Origin of the sequence: Ramlibacter sp. (assembly GCF_035554825.1) — a bacterium.
Lineage (GTDB): Bacteria > Pseudomonadota > Gammaproteobacteria > Burkholderiales > Burkholderiaceae_C > Ramlibacter.
This window is the reverse complement of the sequence record NZ_DATMHS010000128.1, coordinates 1-18,758: the sequence shown is the minus strand read 5'-3', so window position 1 is coordinate 18,758 and position 18,758 is coordinate 1. Positions and strand designations below refer to the sequence as shown.

Below are 18,758 nucleotides of genomic sequence, written 5' to 3'. Positions count from 1 at the left end.
CCCGGTATTTCCCGCGGTTGTGGGACCGCCGCCGCCGCAGCGGGACGCGGTGCCTGACCTGGATCAAGGCGCCTTCCTCGGGATCCTGATGCTGCGCACCCGATTTCCGCGGCTGCCGGGCGACATCGGCCACCCCGCCAGCTTCGCGGTGCCGACCCGCCGCGTGGTGGTCGAGCGCGCCACCGCGACCACCGTGGTGCAGGACGCGCCGGCGCTGCGCGCGAGCGGCCTCCTCGACGATTTCGCGGCGGCGGCCCGCCGGCTGCAGGCGCAAGGCGCGGCCGCCATCACCACCAGTTGCGGCTTCCTGGTCCTGTTCCAGCGCGAGCTGCAGCAGGCCGTGCCCGTGCCGCTCGTCACTTCCAGCCTGACGCTGCTGCCGGCGCTGCTCGAAGCCGAGCCGCAGGTGGGAGTGCTGACGGTGAGCGCGCAGCGTCTCGGACCTGACTATCTGCTTGCGGCCGGGGTGCCGGCCGATCGACTCGGCGACGTGCCGGTGGAAGGCATGCCGGCCGGTGGCGCGTTCGCCGGCGCCATCCTGGGCGACCGGACCGACCTCGATGCAACGCAGGCGGCGGCGGAAGCCGTCAGCGCGGCGCGGCGACTGCTGGCGCGGGCGCCGTTGCTGCGCACGCTGGTGCTCGAATGCACCAACTTGCCGCCATATGCGGCCGCGATCGAGCGGGCGACCGGCCTGCGCACGCGCTCGCTGCTGCAGTGCGAAACGCTGCTGCGGCCGTTCGCCGCGCGCGGCTGAGGCCGCTCAGCGGCGCGCCAGCGACTGCCAGGCGCGGACCGCCGCGAGCGCGGCTTCCGTCTGCACCGTGTGGGCGAAGCGGAAGGCTTCGCCGTGCACCGTCTCGTCCGGGAACTCGGTGATCAGGGTGACCGGCGCGCCGGGGCGATCGACCTTCGACAGCGCGCAGGCCGTGCCGTGCAGCACCTGGAACGGTACCTTGCCGGCATGGCGCTCGTACAGCGCCAGTTGCCGCGCGTTGAATTCCGCCAGCCCCGGCAGCTGCGCCAGCGCGGCGCTGACCTGCTCCATCAGCGCCCGCGCTTGGGCCTCCCAGCCGGCGTGGTGGCGCACGATCAGGAAGAAGCCCTTGGGGATGGTCCACAGCTCGAAGCCCTGCGGCAGGTAGCCCGACAGCGGGCGCGTCCATTCGTGCGCCGGGTAGCCGTGCAGGTTCACGTGCAGCTGGGCGCCGGAGAGCGCCAGCGCCTCGTCGCGCGCCGCCCGTTCGTACAGCGGCGGCTGCTCCCGGTATTCGATGTCGTCGCCCAGCGCGCTGTAGCGCGCCGCGTGCAGCATGTGGCGCGGGTTCTGGGCTGCCAGCTCGCGCTGCAAGGCGTAGCCGTCGGGGTTTTCCAGCGGCAGCACCGCGAAGTGGGCCAACTGCTGCTGCAGCGCCTGCGCCGCGCGCAGCGCGCCGACCACGCCCGAGGTTTCGTTGGCGTGCTGGCCGCCGCTGACGAACACGGCCGCGCCCTTGCCCTGGTGGTAGACGCCTTCCACGGGGCGGCCCTGCCGGCTGCCGGCCGCGAAGCGCTGGCCCAGGATCGTCTGCAACTCGCGCGCAACCCGCTGCGCCGTCGGCGCCGCCTCGAGCGCCTCGAGGGGCGGCTCGGCTGACGCGGCCGGCTCGGCCGCCGGGGCCGGCACGCTCGCAAACGCCGTGCGGGTGATGCGCAGCCGCGGCGCCGCGCCGGTGGCGCGCACGTCGGGCACGATCTGGCCCGGCTGCAGCCGCCGGTCGCCGAGCACGCGGCCGGAACGCTCCTGGAAGAACTCCAGCAGCGAGAAGTAGATGTCCTCGTGCAGCGCTTCGAGCGTGCTCACGCACTCGTGGCCCAGCGGCAGCGGCTCGTCGATGCCGGGCAGGTCGACGCGGATGTCGAGCCGCTCGAAATAGGGTTCCTGGGCCGGCCATTCGTAGGCCCGCACGGCCTGCATCATGCGGGCGAACAGCGTCTCGAACACCGTCTCGTGGCGTTCGTCGATCTGCGGCGGCTGGTCGGCCTGCCGCCGCACGCGCAGCCAGCCGGTGGGCGACAGCAGGCCGGCGCCGCCAGCGCCCTCGTGCTCGCGGTTGGGCGCGAACACGCGCTCGGTCCGGGTGCGGCCGTCCTTGAACGCGAGCGACACCTCGTAGTGCAGGTCTTCGCCGCCCGGCTCGAACCGCAGGGCCGGCAGCATGGCGGCCAGCGGATACGCCTCCAGCATGAAGCGGCCGGGCAGGGCCAGCGGGTGCACCGGATAACGCACCGTGACGGCGGCCAGCTGGTCGCGGTCGACTTCCTCCAGGAAGAAGTGCAGCAACGGCTTGTAGGCGCTGCGCAGGCGGGCCTGCACCCCGGCGGCCTGCAGGCGCTCTTCGGCGCCGCGGCGGGCCGCTGCGCCCTCGAACAGCCAGCCCTCGACGACGGCGCCGCGCCACTCGGGCCGCGCGAAGCGGTCGGTCCACGCGATCAGCGTGCGCGGAACGCTGGTCTCCAGCAAGGTATTGGGCATCAGAGCTTTCCGGTCGGATCGATGCGGTCGCGCAGCCAGTCGCCCAGCAGGTTCAGGCCCAGCACCGTCAGCATGATCGCCACGCCGGGGAAGACCGTGACCCACCAGGCCGTCTGCATGTAGGTGCGGCCGTCGGCCAGCATGCCGCCCCAGCTCGGGATCAGCGGATCGACGCCCAGGCCGAGGAACGTGAGGCTGCTCTCCAGCAGGATGTTGTTGGCGACGTTGAGCGTCATCAGGATGATCGCCGGGCCGATCACGTTGGGCAGGATGTGGTGCCGCAGCATCGGCAGGTCGGCCACGCCGAAGGCGCGCGCCGCCTGCACGAACTCGCGTTCGCGCACCGACAGCACCATGCCGCGCACCAGCCGCGCGTACTGCACCCACTGCGAAATGATCATGAACACGATGATATTGGCCAGCCCGCCGCCCAGGATCGAGATGAAGGTCAGGGCGATCAGGATGAAGGGCAGCGCCAGCTGGACGTCGACGCAGCGCATCAGCAGCATGTCCCAGAAGCCGCGGTAGTAGCCGGCGATCAGGCCGATGACGATGCCCAGGACGGACGCGCCGAGCACCGACAGCAGCCCCACCATCAGCGAGATGCGGCCGCCGACCAGGACCCGGGCCAGCACGTCACGGCCCAGGGGATCGGTGCCGAGCGGGTGGCTCCACTGGGCGAAGGGCGGACTCAGGCGCGCGGCCAGGTCCATGGCCGAGCCGCGGTCGGGAAAGATCCAGACCGACAGGAGCACCAGCAGCAGCATCGCGCCGGTCAGCACGGCGCCCAGGATGAATTCCAGCGAGCGCCACTGGAAGCTGCGCGCGCCGCCGGCGGCGAGGGGGAGCGGGGCGGGCTGCATGGCTAGCGGGTGCGGATGCGCGGATCGACCAGGCCGTAGGCCATGTCGACCAGCAGGTTGACGGCGACGATCACCAGCGACAGCACCGTCACCGTGCCCTGCAGGACGGGATAGTCGCGGCCGGCGATCGCATCGAAGGCGAGGGTGCCCAGTCCCGGCCAGTTGAACACCTTCTCGACGACCACGATGCCGCCGATCAGGTTGCCGAACTGCAGGCCGATGTAGGTGATCAGGGGGATCGCGCAATTGCGCAGCGCGTGCTTGTACAGCACCACGCGGTCCTGCAGGCCCTTGCTGCGCGCCACCGTGATGTACTGCGCCGAGAGCGTCTCCAGCATCGACGTGCGCACCAGCCGCACGTTGGTGGCCGACAGGATGATGGCCATGGTCAGCGCCGGCATGATCAGGCTCACCGGCCCGTCCCATCCGGACGGCGGCAGCAGCGGGAAGGTGATCGACAGCAGCAGCACCAGCATGATCGCCAGCCAGAAGTTCGGGAACGACAGGCCGATCAGCGAGAAGATGCGGATGAACTGGTCGATGCCCTTGCCCTGCTTCACGGCGGCCTGGACGCCCAGCGGCACCGAGACCAGGATCGACAGCAGCAGCGACACCGCGGCGAGCGCCAGCGTCGCGGGCAGCGCGTCGGCGATCAGGCGCGACACCGGCGTGCCGCCCATGAAGCTCTTGCCGAAGTCGCCCACCAGCACGCCGCGCACGAACTCGGCGTACTGCACCAGGAACGGCCGGTCCAGGCCCAGGCCGGCGCGGATGTTCTGCAGGTCCTGTTCGGTGACGCTGCCGGCGCCCTGGCTGAGCATGAGCGCCGGGTCGCCCGACAGGCGCACGGCGTAGGAGACGAACAGGGTCACGACCAGGACGACGAAGATCGCCTGCAAGACTCGCTTGAGGATGAAGGCGCCCATCGTCCGTGTGGCCCTGTCGCGTCAGCCGACCGTCACTCGACGGTCGCGTTGACGAAGCGGAAGCGGCCGTCCGCCGGCAGCTCCAGGTTCTTCGCGCGCTTGTTCAACCCGTAGATCGTGTTCAGGCTGTACAGCGGCATTTCCAGCGCCTGGTCGGCGACGTAGCGGGCGATCTCGTGCAGCGTCGTCTTGCGGGCGTTCTGGTCCCAGGTGTTGCGCTGCTGGTGCAGCAGGGCATTGAGCTTGGCGTCGTCGTCGAACGGGTTCCAGCGCTGCTTGGTGTAGTACATCGCATACGCCGTGTTGTCGTAGTCGAAGGTCCAGCCGCCCCACTGGTTCTGCCACATCTCGCCGGTCTTGCCGTTCGGGATGATGTCGTTGAGCAGCACGTTGATGTCGTACGGCTTGAGCGTCGCGGTGATGCCGACGGCCTGGAGGTAGCCGGCGACGGCCTGCGCCACTTCGCGGAAGTTGCTGTCGGGGCCGCGGAAGTCGATCTGGATCGCCGTGCCCGGCTTGACGCCGGCCTTCTGCAGCATGGCCTTGGCCTGCGCCGGGTTGAAGGGCAGGGGCTTGAGCGCCGGGTCGTTGCCGAACGACAGGGTGCCCTGGAAGCTGGCGATCGGCTTCGCGTTGCCGAGCAGCACGCTCTTGATGATGGCGTCGCGGTCGACGGCCATCGTCAGCGCCTTGCGCACGTCGCGGTTCTGCATGATGCCGCGCTTGGTGTTGTAGCGCAGCGCCAGCGCCACCGGCCCGTCCATGCTGACCACGGCCAGCTTCGGGTCCTTCTTGAGCGTCTCGATCATCGCCAGCGGGATCTGGTTGGCGACGTCGATGCGGCCGGCCTGCAGTTCGGCGGCCTGGGTCGCCGGCTCGCCGATGAAGCGGTAATTGAGGTGGTCGATCTTCGGCGCGCCGCCCCAGTACGCGGCGTTGCGCTCCAGGCCCAGGCTGACCTTGGGCTTGTACTCGACGAACTTGAACGGGCCGGTGCCGACCGGGTTCATGCCGAAGAACTGGCTGCCCTTTTCCTTGATGTACTTGGGCGGCACGATCATCGCGCCGTAGCCGGCCAGCTTGGTCAGCAGCACCGGGTCCGGGTTCTTCATCACGAAGTCCACCGTCAGCGGATCGACCACCACGACCTTGTCGATCGAGTTGTAGTTGGACTGCTGCGGACCCTTTTTGCCTTCGTCGCCCAGCATGCGGTCGAAGGTGAACTTCACGGCCTCGGCGTCGCAGGGCTCGCCGTTGTGGAACTTGACGTTGGGCCGCAGGTGGAAGCGGATCTTGCTGTTCTTGTCCAGGAACTCCCACTTGGTGGCCAGGCCGGGCGCCAGCTTCATGTCCGGGGTGCGGACGATCAGGCCGTCGAAGATCTGGCTGCCGACGGCGCCCCACGAGACCAGGAAGGTCGCGATCGGATCCCAGTTGCCCGGATCCTGGTGCAGGGCCACGTTGAGCGTGCCCGCCGCATTCGCGCCGGGAGAGGCGGCCAGGGTCGCGAAGACCAGGCTGGCGGAGGCGATGAGAGCTTTGAGTTTCATGGTGGTTCTCCGGGGTGGAATCGTTGGGGGTGGCTCAGGCGGTCGCGACGTCGGGGCTGCCCTGCGCCACGCGATGGCCGGGCGCCGTCTCGACCAGCTTCAGGATCGGCGGTTCGTGGCCGACCGCGCGCACCGGGCTGGGCACTTCGCCCTGGATCATGCGGGTGTCGATGCGCTGGCCCGGTTCGGCGACCGGCACCGCGGCCAGCAGCTTGCGGGTGTACGGGTGCTGGGGCCGCTCGAAGATGTCCTGGCGGCTGCCGATCTCGACGATCTGGCCGAGGTACATGACGGCCACGCGGTGGCTGATCTTCTCCACGACGGCCATGTCGTGGGTGATGAACAGGTAGGACAGGCGCCGCTGCGCCTGCAGCTGCATCAGCAGGTCGATGATCTGCGCCTGCACCGAGACGTCCAGCGCCGACACCGATTCGTCGGCGATCACCAGCTTGGGGTCGCATGCGAGCGCCCGGGCGATGCAGATGCGCTGGCGCTGGCCGCCCGAGAATTCGTGCGGATAGCGGTGCATGTGCTGCGGCTGCAGCCCGACGCATTCGAGCAGTTCGGCCACGCGCTGGCGGATCGCCTTCGGGTCCGCCAGCAGCCGGTGGGTGACGATCGGCTCGGCGATGGAAAAACCCACCGTCTTGCGCGGATCGAGCGACGCGTAGGGATCCTGGAAGATGTACTGGATCTCCTGGCGCAGCCGCTGGCGGCCGGCGCCGTCCAGCGTCGCGATGTCGCGGCCGTCGAAGGTGATCCTGCCGCCGGTGGCCGTCACCAGTTGCTGCAGCGTCTTGCCGATGGTCGACTTGCCGCTGCCCGATTCGCCGACCAGTGCCAGCGTTTCGCCGGGACGGATCTCGAAGCTGACCGCCTCGACCGCGTGCACCCGGTGCGTGACGCGGCCGAGCAGGGTGTGGCCGACGTCGAAGCGGGTGGTGAGCCTGTCGACGGTGAGCAGCGGCGCGCCGGCGTCGACGGTGTCCTGCACCGCCTCGACGCCGACCTGGCGCAGCTCGCCGTCCTCCAGCACCGTCAGCGGCATCCGCTTGGGCAGGGCGAAGCCCTTCAGGCTGCCCAGGCGCGGGACGGCCGACAGCAGCGCGCGGGTGTAGGGATGCTGCGGCGAATGGAAGATCTGTTCCACCGTGCCCTGCTCCACCTGCCGGCCGCGCCACATCACGACGACGTCGTCGGCCATCTGGGCGACCACGCCCATGTCGTGGGTGATGAACATCACGGCCGTGCGCAGCTCGCGCTGCAGCTCGCGGATGATGTTGAGGATCTGGGCCTGGATCGTGACATCCAGCGCCGTGGTGGGCTCGTCGGCGATCAGCAGCGCCGGCCGGCAGGCCAGCGCCATCGCGATCATGGCGCGCTGGCGCATGCCGCCCGACAAGGTGTGCGGGTAGGCGTCGAGCAGCCGGCCCGCGTCCGGCAGCCGCACCAGTTCCAGCAGCTTGAGCGCCTGCTGGCGCGCCTGCGCGCGGGTCAGGCCCTGGTGCAGGATCAGCGTCTCGCAGATCTGGTTGCCGACGGTGAACACCGGGTTCAGCGACGTCATCGGCTCCTGGAAGATCATGGCGATCTCGTTGCCGCGGATGCGCCGCAGGTCGTCGTCGCTCGCGTGCCGCAGGTCGTGCGGGCCGCTCACCGGCGACTGGAACAGCACTTCGCCATCGACGATCTCGCCGCCGGCATAGTCCGTCAGCCGCATGATGGCCTGCGACGTGACGGTCTTGCCGGAACCGGATTCGCCGACGATCGCCAGCGTGCGGCCGGCCCGCAGGTCGAAGCTGAGGCCGTCGACGGCGCGGAAGCGCCCGCCCGGCACCGGAAACTCCACCGAGAGCGAACGCACCGACAGCAGCGGCGTCGCGGCCGGGTCGGGCGACTGGCTCGTGGGCACGGGGCTGGCAGCGGGCATGCGTGAGAGGGAGTGGACGGGGGGCTCGGCCCGAGTTGTCGACAAATTGTCGACGAAATGGCGATGAGCTCTAGAATCGTACCATGGCAAAACCAGCATGGCCGGGCAGGAAACCCTGATGGGAACCAAGCGCGTACCCGCGGTGGCGGCGGCCGCCAAACGCCTGGCGGCCGTTGCGCCGGCGTCGCCCGCGCCCATCGTTTCGTCGGCCCACCTGGTGTCGCCGCGCAGCGCCGAAATGAGCGAGTTCGAGTTCGGCCTGATCGTCTCGGGCAACGCCTTCCACCGCTGGATCGTTCACTGCATGAGCGCGGCGGGCCTGAAGGACCTGACGCCGCTGGACGTGCTGGTGCTGCATCATGTGACGCACCGGGCCCGCGACAAGCGGCTGGCGGACATCTGCTTCATCATGAACGTGGAAGACACGCACCTGATCAACTACTCGCTCAAGAAGCTGCAGAACCTGGGCGTCGTCGCCTCCAGCAAGAGCGGCAAGGAAGTGACCTATGCCGCCACGGCGGCGGGGCGCAAGTACGTCGAGCGCTACCGCGAGATCCGCGAGCGCTGCCTGATCAACGCGCTGAATGCCGACGACAGCCTGAACCGGGACATCGGCGAGCTCGCGCGGTTGCTGCGCGTGCTCTCCGGCATCTATGACCAGGCGGCCCGCTCGGCCGCCTCCCTCTGAACACACAAGGACACCCCATGGAGCCCAAGCGCTGGCAGTTCTGGATCGACCGCGGCGGCACGTTCACGGACGTCGTCGGCCGCCGTCCGGACGGATCGCTCGTCACCCACAAGCTGCTCTCCGACAACCCCGAGCAATACCGCGATGCGGCCGTGGCCGGCATCCGCCATCTGCTCGGCCTGCAGCCCGCGCAGCCGGTCTCGCCCGAGCTCGTCGAGTGCGTGAAGATGGGGACCACGGTGGCCACCAACGCGCTGCTGGAGCGCAAGGGCGAGCCGACGCTGCTGGTCACGACCCGCGGCTTTCGCGACGCGCTGCGCATCGCCTACCAGAACCGGCCGCGGCTGTTCGACCGCCATATCGTGCTGCCCGAGCTGCTGTACAGCGCCGTCGTCGAGGCCCGCGAGCGCGTGGGCGCGCACGGCGACGTGGTCGAGCCGCTGGACGAGCCGCACCTGCGTGCCGAGCTGCAGGCGGCGTATGCGACGGGCCTGCGCAGCCTCGCCATCGTGTTCATGCACGGCTACCGCTACACCGGCCACGAGCAGGCGGCGGCGCGGATCGCGCGCGAAGTCGGCTTCACCCAGGTGAGCACGTCGCACGAGACCAGCCCGATGATGAAGTTCGTCAGCCGCGGCGATACCACCGTGGTCGATGCCTATTTGTCGCCGATCCTGCGGCGCTACGTCGACCAGGTGGCCGGCGAAATGCCGGGCGTGCGGCTGTTCTTCATGCAGTCCTCCGGCGGCCTGGCCGACGCCCATGCGTTCCAGGGCAAGGACGCGATCCTGTCCGGCCCGGCCGGCGGCATCGTCGGCATGGCGCGCACGGCCACGCTGGCCGGCTTCGACAAGGTGATCGGCTTCGACATGGGCGGCACCTCGACCGACGTCTCGCATTTCGCCGGCGAGTTCGAGCGCGAGTTCGAGACCCAGGTGGCGGGCGTGCGGATGCGCGCGCCCATGATGAGCATCCACACCGTGGCTTCCGGCGGCGGCTCGATCCTCGAATTCGACGGCGCCCGGTTCCGGGTCGGGCCGCGCAGCGCCGGGGCCAATCCGGGGCCGGCCAGCTACCGGCGCGGCGGGCCGCTGGCGGTGACCGACGCGAACGTGATGGTCGGCAAGATCCAGCCGAAGTATTTTCCGCACGTGTTCGGACCGCAGGGCAACGAAGCGCTGAGCGCGGAAACCGTGGTCGAGCGCTTCACCGAGCTGGCCGGCCGCGCCGGCCGCGGCATGACGCCGGAAGCCTGCGCCGAAGGTTTCATCGACATCGCCGTGCAGCAGATGGCCAACGCGATCAAGAAGATCTCGGTGGCGCGCGGCTACGACGTCACCCGCTACACGCTGCAGTGCTTCGGCGGCGCCGGCGGCCAGCACGCCTGCCGGGTCGCCGACGCGCTGGGCATGGGACGCGTGCTGGTGCATCCGCTGGCCGGCGTGCTGTCGGCGTACGGCATGGGCCTGGCCGACCAGAACACGATCCGCGAACGGGCGATCGAGCTGCCGCTGGCGGCCGAGTCGCTGCCGGTGATTGCCGAGCGCCTGGATGCGATCGGCGCCGCGGCGCGGGCCGAGCTCGAGAAGCAGCAGGCGGCCAGCGGCCCGGTGGCGCTGCACCGGCGCGTGCACGTGCGCTACGAAGGCACCGACTCGGCGCTGGTGGTGCCGTTCGGCACCATGGCCGAGATCGAGGCCGCATTCGAAGCCGCGTATCGCCAGCGCTTCGCGTTCCTGATGCGCGGCAAGCGGATGATGGTCGAAGCGGTGTCGGTGGAGGCCGTCGTGGCGGGCGACGCGCCGGCCGAACCGCGGCGCGACCTGCACCCGGTGCGCGAGGTGCCGCGCCGCGAGACGGTGAGGATGTATTCGGGCGGCCAGTGGCACCAGGCCGCGCTGGTCGTGCGCGAGGACATGCGCCCCGGCGACGTCATCGCCGGCCCGGCGATCATCGCCGAGCAGAACGCGACGACCGTGGTCGAGCCCGGCTGGGAAGCGCGGCTGACGCAGCTCGATCACATCGTCCTGGAGCGCCGTGCCGCGCGCGACGTCAAATATGCCGCCGGCACCACGGTGGACCCGGTGCTGCTGGAGGTGTTCAACAACCTGTTCATGAACATCGCCGAGCAGATGGGGCTGCAGCTGCAGAACACCGCCTACTCCGTGAACATCAAGGAGCGGCTCGACTTCTCGTGCGCGCTGTTCGACGCGCAGGGCAACCTGATCGCCAACGCGCCGCACATGCCGGTGCACCTGGGCTCCATGGGCGAGAGCATCAAGACCGTGATCCGCGAGAACGCGGGCCGGATGGCGCCGGGCGACGTCTACGTGCTCAACGACCCGTACCACGGCGGCACCCACCTGCCGGACGTCACCGTGATCACGCCGGTGTACCTGCAGGCGGCCGCCTCGACCGCGGAGGGCGGAGCTGGGGCCGGGCACGCGCAGGCCCTGGCGGCGGAACCAACGTTCTACGTCGGCTCCAGGGGCCACCATGCCGACATCGGCGGCATCACCCCGGGCTCGATGCCGCCGTTCTCGACCCGCATCGAGGAAGAGGGCGTGCAGCTCGACAACGTGAAGCTGGTGGACCGTGGCGTGCTGCGCGAGGCGGAGATCCTGGCGCTGCTGCGCGGCGGCGCCTACCCCAGCCGCAACCCCGAGCAGAATCTGGCCGACCTGAAGGCCCAGATCGCGGCCAACGAGAAGGGCGTGCAGGAACTGCGCAAGATGGTGGCGCAGTTCGGCCTGGACATGGTCCAGGCCTACATGCGCCACGTGCAGGACAACGCGGAGGAATCGGTGCGGCGGGTCATCACCCGCCTGAAGGACGGCCGCTTCACGCTGCCGCTGGACAACGGCGCGCAGATCGCGGTGGCGATCCGGGTCGACGTGGCCAGCCGCAGCGCCGAGATCGACTTCACCGGCACCTCGCCCCAGCAGACCAACAACTTCAACGCGCCGACGGCGGTGTGCATGGCCGCTGTCCTGTACGTGTTCCGCACGCTGGTGGACGACGACATTCCGCTGAACGCGGGCTGCCTCAAGCCGTTGAAGGTCATCATCCCGGCCGGCTCGATGCTCAACCCGAACCCGCCGGCATCGGTGGTGGCCGGCAACGTCGAGACCTCCTCGTGCATCACCAACTGCCTCTACGGGGCGCTGGGCGTGATGGCGGCCAGCCAGTGCACGATGAACAACTTCACCTTCGGCAACGCCAGGCACCAGTACTACGAGACGATTTCGGGCGGCAGCGGCGCGGGGGCGGCGTTCGATGCCGCGGGCAACGTGGTGGACGGCTTCGACGGCACCAGCGTCGTGCAGACCCACATGACCAATTCGCGCCTGACCGACCCCGAGGTGCTGGAGTTCCGCTTTCCGGTCCGGCTGGAAAGCTACGAGGTCCGGCAGGGCTCGGGCGGCGCCGGCCGCTGGCATGGCGGCAACGGCGGCGTGCGGCGGGTGCGGTTCCTGGAGGACATGACGGCCAGCATCCTGTCCAACAGCAGGCGCTACGGCCCGTTCGGCATGGCCGGCGGCGGGCCGGGCCAGCCCGGCATCAACCGCGTGGTACGCGCCGACGGCACGGTGCAGACGCTGGAGCACATCGGCAGCACGCAGATGCAGCCTGGCGATATCTTCGAAATCCACACCCCGGGCGGCGGCGGCTTCGGCGCGCCGCAGTAGGAGAACGCATGGACGGCGGCGCCTTGGTCGAGAACTACCGGTTCCTCGCCCGCTACAACGGGTGGTTCAACGAGCGGCTGTACGAGGCCTGCGAGCGGCTGTCCGACGAAGAGCGCAAGCGCGACCGGCATGCGTTCTTCGGTTCGATCCACGGCGGCCTGAACCACCTGATCTGGGCCGACCGGCTGTGGCTGCGGCGCTTCGCCGTCCAGGGGGTCGACTTCCCCTCGCTCACGGCCGAGGTGCTGGACCTGCCCGAGGGCGCCGTCCACGGGACCGTGGTCTACGCCGACTGGGCCACGCTGCGGGCCAGGCGGGCCGAGCTCGATGCGGCGATCGGCGCCTGGGCGGCCGCGATGCCGCCGGAGTTTCCGTTGCGCACCATGCGTTACGCGAACACCAAGGGTGTGCAGCGCGCGCATCCGGCGTGGCAGGCGCTGACCCACTTCTTCAATCACCAGACCCACCACCGCGGCCAGGTGACCACGCTGCTGTCGCAAGCCGGCATCGACGTCGGCGTGACGGACATGATCGCGCTGGTGTAGCGCCCAACAAAAAACCCGCCGCGGCGGGTTTTTTTCTGTGGCAGCGCGCTGCTTACTTCTTCGCGGCGCTGGCGGCGGGCTTGGCCGCGTCGGCCTTCGCTTCGGCCTTGGCTTCCTTCTTCTCGGCCTTGGCCTCCGCCTTGGCTTCCTTCTTCTCTTGCTTCGTGGCGGCCTTCTCGTCCTTCTTCGCCGTCGCGGCCTTGAACGCCTGGCCGTTCACGGTGAGGCCCTCGGCCGAGAACTTCGCGGCGCGGGATTCGCCGACGCCCTTGACCCGGTCAATGAAGTCCTGCCAGTCCTTGAACTCGCCTTTCTTGCGCTCGCTCAGGATGAGCTTGCTGGTGACCGGACCGATCCCCTTGAGGCCGTCCAGTTCGGCTTCGGTGGCCTTGTTGACGTCCACTGCGGCCATGGCGATCGCCGTGGCGAAGACCATGAACATGGCGGCCAGAATTTTCTTCCACATGGATACGCTCCTGAAGTTGTTGGGCGACCCGGCGCCGGGCGGAGCCGGAGGTCCTGAATGTAACGGCAGGCGGCCGCGGCGGGTTGACGCCGTGTCAAGCCGGCGACCCGGCAACGAGCGTCGCAATGTAACTGGCGACGCCTTGCTCCACCGTGGCGAAGACATGGTCGCAGCCGGTCGCCCGCAGCGCCGTGAGGTCGGCCTCGGTGTAGCACTGGTACTTGCCGCGCAGCGCGTCGGGGAAGGGCACGTACTCGATCAGCCCGCGCGCGGCCGCCACGGCGGCGTCCATGGGCCCACCGCCGCGCTGCTGCGCAAGCGCGCTGACGACCGCCGTCGCCACGTCATTGAACGGTTGAGCGCGGCCGGTGCCGAGGTTGAAGATGCCCGAGCGTTCGGGATGGTCGAGGAACCACAGGTTGACCGCCACCACGTCGTCGACGAAGACGAAGTCCCGCTGCTGCGCGCCCGGACCGTAGCCGCCGTACTCGCCGAACAGCTTGACCTTGCCCTCGGTGCGGAACTGGTTGAACTGGTGGAAGGCGACGCTGGCCATGCGGCCCTTGTGCTGCTCGCGCGGCCCGTACACGTTGAAATAGCGGAAACCCACCACCTGCTGGGCCGCGCGGGCGAAGTCGCCGCCGCACTCGCGGCGCATGCGCTGGTCGAACAGCAGCTTGCTGTAGCCGTACACGTTGAGCGGATGCTCGAATTCTGGCTGTTCGCGGAAGGTGCTCGAGCCGCCGTAGGTGGCGGCGGAAGAAGCGTACAGCAGCCGCGTGCGCTGCGCCCGGCAGGCCGCGAACAGCTCGCACGACAAGGTGTAGTTGTTGTGCAGCATGTACTTGCCGTCGCTTTCCATCGTGTCGCTGCACGCGCCTTCGTGGAACACGGCTTCGACGGTGCCGTAGTCGCCGCGGGCGAAGCGTTCGTAGAACACGCCCGCGTCCACGTAGTCGGCGATCCGCAGGTCCGCCAGGTTGCGGAACTTGTCGCCCTGCGTCAGGTCGTCGACGGCGATGATGTCGTCGACCCCGCGGGCGTTGAGCCCCTTGACGATGTTGCTGCCGATGAAGCCGGCGGCCCCGGTCACGATGATTCTCATGGATGGACTCTCGAATTCGGGCTCAAGGACGCGATGACGCACAGGAGCGTCCGCTGCAATTTTCAATCTTCATTCTGCGTCCTCTGCGTATCCTTTGCGACCTCTGCGTTCGGCTGCTGCGTTGCCCGGTGTTCAACCAGTCGATCCAAACAGTTCCTCGTAGGAAACCGTCGCGGTGCCGAACTTGCCGACCACGATGCCGCCGGCCTTGTTGGCGAGCGGCATCGCATCGCGCAGGCTCATGCCGGCGGCCACCAGCGACGCAAGGGTCGCGATCACGGTGTCGCCGGCACCGGTGACGTCGAACACCTCGCGGGCCTGGGCCTGCACGTGCACCTGCCCCTTGGCATCGAACAGCGTCATGCCGTCCTCGCCCAGCGTGACCAGCAGCGCGTCCAGGCGCAGCGACTCGCGCAGCCGCTGCGCCTTGCGCTGCAGTTCGCCGTCGTCGCGCCAGCCGCCCACCACCTGCTGCAGTTCGCCGCGGTTGGGCGTGATCACCGTGGCGCCGGCATAGCGCTCGTAGTCCGAACCCTTCGGGTCGATCAGCACCGGCTTGTTGCGCCCCCTGGCCGCCTCGATCATCGCCGGGATGTGGGCGAGGCCGCCCTTGCCGTAGTCGGAGAAGAGCACCGCGTCGTGCTCGGGAGCGAGTTCGGCGAAGGCCTGGGTCTGCGACGCCAGGGCGTCGTGGTCCGGCTCGTTCTCGAAATCCATGCGCAGCAGCTGCTGGTGGCGCCCGATCACGCGCAGCTTGACGGTGGTGCGCAGGCCGGGGTCGCGTTTCAGATGGACCGCGATGCCGGTGTCCCGCAGCAGGTGCTCGAGCCGGCGCCCCGGCTCGTCGTCGCCGACGACGCCGAGGAAGGTGGCCCGCGCGCCGAGCGTCGCCACGTTGTAGGCCACGTTCGCGGCGGCGCCGATGCGCTCCTCCTCGTGGGTGACCTTGACCACCGGTACCGGCGCTTCGGGCGAGATGCGCTCGACGGCGCCGTGCCAGTAGCGGTCGAGCATCGCGTCGCCGACCACGAGCACGCGGGCGTTGGCGAGCTGCTGTTTGGTTGGAATCTTCATGCCGTTTGGTGCTGCGCCCGGGCGCCGCTTGGGGGGTTGGTCATAGCTCCTCCACCCGCCGCGCCGGGTAGCTGTCCCAGGCCTGGCAGCCCGGACATTGCCAGAAGTGCTGCTTGGCCTCGAAGCCGCAGGCGGCGCAGCGATAGCGGGTGAGCGGCTTCACCGCATGGTCCAGCGCGCTTTGCACGCGCGGGTGGAACTGCTCGTGCTCGAGCTTTTCTCCGGCCAGCCACTTGGTCGCGGCGACCAGCGACGGCTCGCGCTCCAGGTGCTTCACGTACCAGTCGCGGGCCGTGCCGGCATCGGGCTGCAGCGCCACGATGGCGTCGAGCACGTCCAGCGAGGGCGACGATTCGTAGCTGCGTTGCAGGATGTCCAGGGCCCGCGGCTGCCGGCCGCAGGCGAGGGCGGCATCGGTGAGCGGTCGCGCCACCAGGCCCGCGGCCGCTGGAGCGGCCTCGGCCGCGCCGGCCAGGGTGTCGAAGGCCGCTTCGGCGTCGCCCGCGCGCCGCTGCAGCGCCGCCAGTTCCAGCCGCGGCCGCGGCGCGTCCGGCGCCGCCTTCGCCGCCTCGCGCAGCAGCTGCTCGGCCTGCGCCGGCGTTGCGCCCGCGGCCTGCTCGCACAGGTAATGGGCCTGGCGCGCCGCGAAGTTGCCGTGGCCCGTCGTGTCGAGCTTGCGCGCGACCTCGGAGGCCTGGGTCCAGTCGCGCGTGCGCTCGTAGATCGCAAGCAGGGCCGGCAGCGCCTGCGGCTCGTAGGGCGTGCCCTCCAGCTTGCGCAGCGCGTCCTCGGCCCGATCGAGCAGGCCCGCCTTCAGGAAATCGAGGGCCAGGCCGTGCTGCGCCCGCTGCCGGTCCGCGCGGCTCAGGTCGCCGCGCGAGAGCAGGTGCTCGTGCACGCGCACCGCCCGTTCGTATTCGCCGCGGCGCCGGAACAGGTTGCCCAGCGCGAAATGCAGCTCCGAGGTGTCGGGGTCCTTCTGCACCGCCTCGATGAAGGCGTCGATCGCCTGGTCCTGCTGTTCGTTGAGCAGGAAGTTCAGGCCCTTGAAGTACGCCTTGGGCGCCTGCCGGTTCTCGATGCGCAACTGGCGCAGGTCCAGGCGCGAGGCGAGCCAGCCGAGCACGAACGCGATCGGCAGGCCCCACAGGACCCAGCTGAGGTCAAAGTCCATGGTGCGAGGACGCGCCCGGATCCAGCATCGAGGAGGGCGCCCGCCCCGGTTGGCTGCGATGGGCCGCCGCGCGTTGCTTCCACCAGCGTGGCACCATGCCCAGGGCCCCCACCACCAGTCCCAGCGCGAACGCGGCCAGCACCACCAGCACCAGCGGCGCGCGCCAGGCGGTGCCGAAGAAGAAATTCACCGTCGCGTCCTGCTGATTGTTCAGGGCGAAGGCGAACAGGGTAAAAAAAATGGCTGCCTTCAGCAGCCACATGAGGTATTTCAATCAGCGCTTCCCGAAGTGGAAGACACGATTCTAGCGAGCGCTTCACGCGCCCTTGCCGGCCTCGATTTCGGCCGTGCGCTGGTCCACCGCCTCGCGCAGCGCCTTGCCCGGCTTGAAGTGGGGCACCCGCTTCTCGGGGATCTGCACGCTTTCGCCGGAACGGGGATTGCGTCCCATCCGGGGCGGTCGCCGGTTGATCGAGAAGCTGCCGAAGCCGCGGATCTCGATCCGGTGACCCCGCACCAGCGCGTCGCTCATCGCGTCCAGGATGGTCTTGACCGCGTACTCGGCGTCGCGGTGGGTCAGCTGGCCGAAGCGGGCGGCCAGTTCTTCGACAAGATCGCTGCGGGTCATGGTCGGTCTTTGTTTGTTGTCATTGCGGGGCTGGTCCGCAATCCATGTGGCTCCGGAGGACCTGCCTCCGGAGCGAGATGGATCCCGGGCGAGCCCGGGATGACATCGTCTTACTGCTTGTCGCTGCTGTCCAGCTTGGCGCGCAGCAGGGCGCCCAGGCTGGTGGTGCCGGCGTTTTCGCGCGAGGACTGCTGGCTCAGGCTGGCCATCGCGCCCTGCTCGTCGAGCATGTCCTTCTGCTTGATGGACAGCTGGATGTTGCGGGTCTTGCGGTCGATGTTGACCACCACCGCGTTGACCTCGTCGCCTTCCTTGAGCACGTTGCGGGCGTCTTCCACGCGGTCGCGGGAGATCTCGCTGGCACGCAGGTAGCCGACGATGTCGTTGCCCAGGTCGATCTCGGCGCCGCGCGGGTCGACGGTCTTGACCTTGCCGGACACGGCCGAGCCGCGGTCGTGGATCGTCACGAAGGTCGTGAACGGGTCCTGATCCAGCTGCTTGATGCCCAGGCTGATGCGCTCGCGGTCGACGTCGACGGCCAGCACCACGGCCTCGACTTCCTGGCCCTTCTTGTAGTTGCGCACGGCCTGCTCGCCCGGCTCGTTCCAGGACAGGTCGGACAGGTGCACCAGGCCGTCGATGCCGGCGGCCAGGCCGACGAACACGCCGAAGTCGGTGATCGACTTGATCGGGCCCTTGACGCGGTCGCCGCGCTTGGTGTTCTGCGCGAATTCCTGCCACGGGTTCGGCTTGCACTGCTTCATGCCCAGGCTGATGCGGCGCTTGTCCTCGTCGATCTCCAGGACCATGACTTCGACCTCGTCACCCAGCGAGACGATCTTGCTGGGGGCGACGTTCTTGTTGGTCCAGTCCATCTCGGACACGTGCACCAGGCCTTCGATGCCGGGCTCGAGTTCCACGAACGCGCCGTAGTCGGCGATGTTGGTGACCTTGCCGAACATGCGGGTGCCGGTCGGGTAGCGGCGCGAGACGCCCATCCACGGGTCGTCGCCCATCTGCTTCAGGCCCAGCGAGACGCGGTTCTTCTCGGTGTCGAACTTGAGGATCTTGGCCGTGATCTCCTGGCCGGCCTGCACCACCTCGCTCGGGTGGCGCACGCGGCGCCAGGCCATGTCGGTGATGTGCAGCAGGCCGTCGATGCCGCCGAGGTCCACGAACGCGCCGTACTCGGTGATGTTCTTGACCACGCCGCGGACGATGGAGCCTTCCTTCAGGGTTTCCATCAGCTTGGCGCGCTCTTCGCCCATCGACGCTTCCACCACGGCGCGGCGCGACAGCACCACGTTGTTGCGCTTGCGATCGAGCTTGATGACCTTGAATTCCAGGGTCTTGTTCTCGTAGGGCGTCAGGTCCTTGATCGGACGGGTGTCGATCAGCGAGCCGGGCAGGAAGGCGCGGATGCCGTTGACCAGCACCGTCAGGCCGCCCTTGACCTTGCCGCTGGTGGTGCCGGTGACGAACTCGCCGGACTCCAGGGCCTTCTCCAGCGCCATCCAGGAGGCGAGGCGCTTGGCCTTGTCGCGCGACAGGATGGTGTCGCCGTAGCCGTTTTCGAGCGATTCGATTGCGACCGATACGTAGTCG

16 protein-coding genes are annotated in these 18,758 nt (G+C 69.2%); 4 read left to right on the top strand and 12 right to left on the bottom strand.

The window, feature by feature from the left end:
* Positions 1 to 49: 49 nt before the first annotated feature.
* The gene (locus tag VNT59_RS15605) at positions 50 to 757 is read left to right on the top strand and encodes an aspartate/glutamate racemase family protein (RefSeq protein ID WP_325499697.1); all 708 of its coding nucleotides are present in this window, start codon (positions 50 to 52) and stop codon (positions 755 to 757) included.
* A 6-nt stretch (positions 758 to 763) separates the two neighbouring features.
* Here VNT59_RS15605 and VNT59_RS15600 read toward each other — a convergent pair whose 3' ends face one another.
* From VNT59_RS15600 to VNT59_RS15580, 5 genes are read right to left on the bottom strand one after another with little or no spacing between them, the layout of a single operon-like run.
* Positions 764 to 2,515 carry a peptidase M14 gene (locus VNT59_RS15600; protein WP_325499695.1) on the bottom strand — a complete coding sequence of 584 codons (1,752 nt, stop codon included), beginning with the start codon at positions 2,513 to 2,515 and terminating at the stop codon, positions 764 to 766.
* On the bottom strand, positions 2,515 to 3,378 hold the full coding sequence (locus VNT59_RS15595; protein ID WP_325499693.1) for an ABC transporter permease: 864 nt from the start codon (positions 3,376 to 3,378) through the stop codon (positions 2,515 to 2,517). The genes VNT59_RS15600 and VNT59_RS15595 overlap by 1 nt, the downstream gene beginning before the upstream one ends.
* A gap of 2 nt (positions 3,379 to 3,380) precedes the next feature.
* On the bottom strand, positions 3,381 to 4,304 hold the full coding sequence (locus VNT59_RS15590; protein ID WP_325499691.1) for an ABC transporter permease: 924 nt from the start codon (positions 4,302 to 4,304) through the stop codon (positions 3,381 to 3,383).
* Between the two features lie 32 nt (positions 4,305 to 4,336).
* The gene (locus VNT59_RS15585) at positions 4,337 to 5,854 is read right to left on the bottom strand and encodes an ABC transporter substrate-binding protein (protein WP_325499689.1); all 1,518 of its coding nucleotides are present in this window, start codon (positions 5,852 to 5,854) and stop codon (positions 4,337 to 4,339) included.
* Positions 5,855 to 5,888: 34 nt separating this feature from the next.
* A complete protein-coding gene (locus VNT59_RS15580; protein WP_325499687.1) occupies positions 5,889 to 7,784 on the bottom strand; it encodes an ABC transporter ATP-binding protein in 1,896 nt (631 codons plus the stop codon).
* A 118-nt stretch (positions 7,785 to 7,902) separates the two neighbouring features.
* Here VNT59_RS15580 and VNT59_RS15575 point away from each other — a divergent pair, with 118 nt between their 5' ends.
* Genes VNT59_RS15575 through VNT59_RS15565 form a run of 3 tightly spaced genes read left to right on the top strand, consistent with a single transcriptional unit; the run spans position 7,903 to position 12,706 of the window.
* Positions 7,903 to 8,472 carry a winged helix DNA-binding protein gene (locus VNT59_RS15575; protein WP_325499685.1) on the top strand — a complete coding sequence of 190 codons (570 nt, stop codon included), beginning with the start codon at positions 7,903 to 7,905 and terminating at the stop codon, positions 8,470 to 8,472.
* Positions 8,473 to 8,489: 17 nt separating this feature from the next.
* Entirely contained in the window at positions 8,490 to 12,161 is a 3,672-nt protein-coding gene (locus VNT59_RS15570; RefSeq protein WP_325499683.1) for a hydantoinase B/oxoprolinase family protein, read from the top strand.
* Between the two features lie 8 nt (positions 12,162 to 12,169).
* The gene (locus VNT59_RS15565; protein ID WP_325499681.1) at positions 12,170 to 12,706 is read left to right on the top strand and encodes a DinB family protein; all 537 of its coding nucleotides are present in this window, start codon (positions 12,170 to 12,172) and stop codon (positions 12,704 to 12,706) included.
* Positions 12,707 to 12,758: 52 nt separating this feature from the next.
* Here the strand turns inward: VNT59_RS15565 and VNT59_RS15560 are convergent, their stop codons facing one another.
* The 7 genes from VNT59_RS15560 to rpsA form a co-directional block, all read right to left on the bottom strand.
* Positions 12,759 to 13,172 carry a ComEA family DNA-binding protein gene (locus VNT59_RS15560; protein ID WP_325499679.1) on the bottom strand — a complete coding sequence of 138 codons (414 nt, stop codon included), beginning with the start codon at positions 13,170 to 13,172 and terminating at the stop codon, positions 12,759 to 12,761.
* A 94-nt stretch (positions 13,173 to 13,266) separates the two neighbouring features.
* Positions 13,267 to 14,277 carry an ADP-glyceromanno-heptose 6-epimerase gene (gene rfaD / locus VNT59_RS15555; protein WP_325499677.1) on the bottom strand — a complete coding sequence of 337 codons (1,011 nt, stop codon included), beginning with the start codon at positions 14,275 to 14,277 and terminating at the stop codon, positions 13,267 to 13,269.
* Positions 14,278 to 14,409: 132 nt separating this feature from the next.
* Positions 14,410 to 15,351, bottom strand: a complete 942-nt coding sequence (gene rfaE1 / locus VNT59_RS15550) for a D-glycero-beta-D-manno-heptose-7-phosphate kinase (RefSeq protein ID WP_325499675.1) — start codon at positions 15,349 to 15,351, stop codon at positions 14,410 to 14,412.
* Between the two features lie 40 nt (positions 15,352 to 15,391).
* Complete coding sequence (gene lapB / locus VNT59_RS15545) at positions 15,392 to 16,525, bottom strand: lipopolysaccharide assembly protein LapB (protein ID WP_325499673.1); 1,134 nt, start codon at positions 16,523 to 16,525, stop codon at positions 15,392 to 15,394.
* Complete coding sequence (locus tag VNT59_RS15540) at positions 16,515 to 16,799, bottom strand: LapA family protein (RefSeq protein ID WP_325499671.1); 285 nt, start codon at positions 16,797 to 16,799, stop codon at positions 16,515 to 16,517. Before VNT59_RS15540 ends, lapB begins: the two co-directional genes overlap by 11 nt.
* A gap of 42 nt (positions 16,800 to 16,841) precedes the next feature.
* Complete coding sequence (locus VNT59_RS15535; RefSeq protein WP_325499669.1) at positions 16,842 to 17,153, bottom strand: integration host factor subunit beta; 312 nt, start codon at positions 17,151 to 17,153, stop codon at positions 16,842 to 16,844.
* A gap of 110 nt (positions 17,154 to 17,263) precedes the next feature.
* Positions 17,264 to 18,758 (bottom strand): 30S ribosomal protein S1 (gene rpsA, locus VNT59_RS15530; RefSeq protein WP_325499667.1); only part of this gene is annotated, 1,495 nt, incomplete at its 5' end.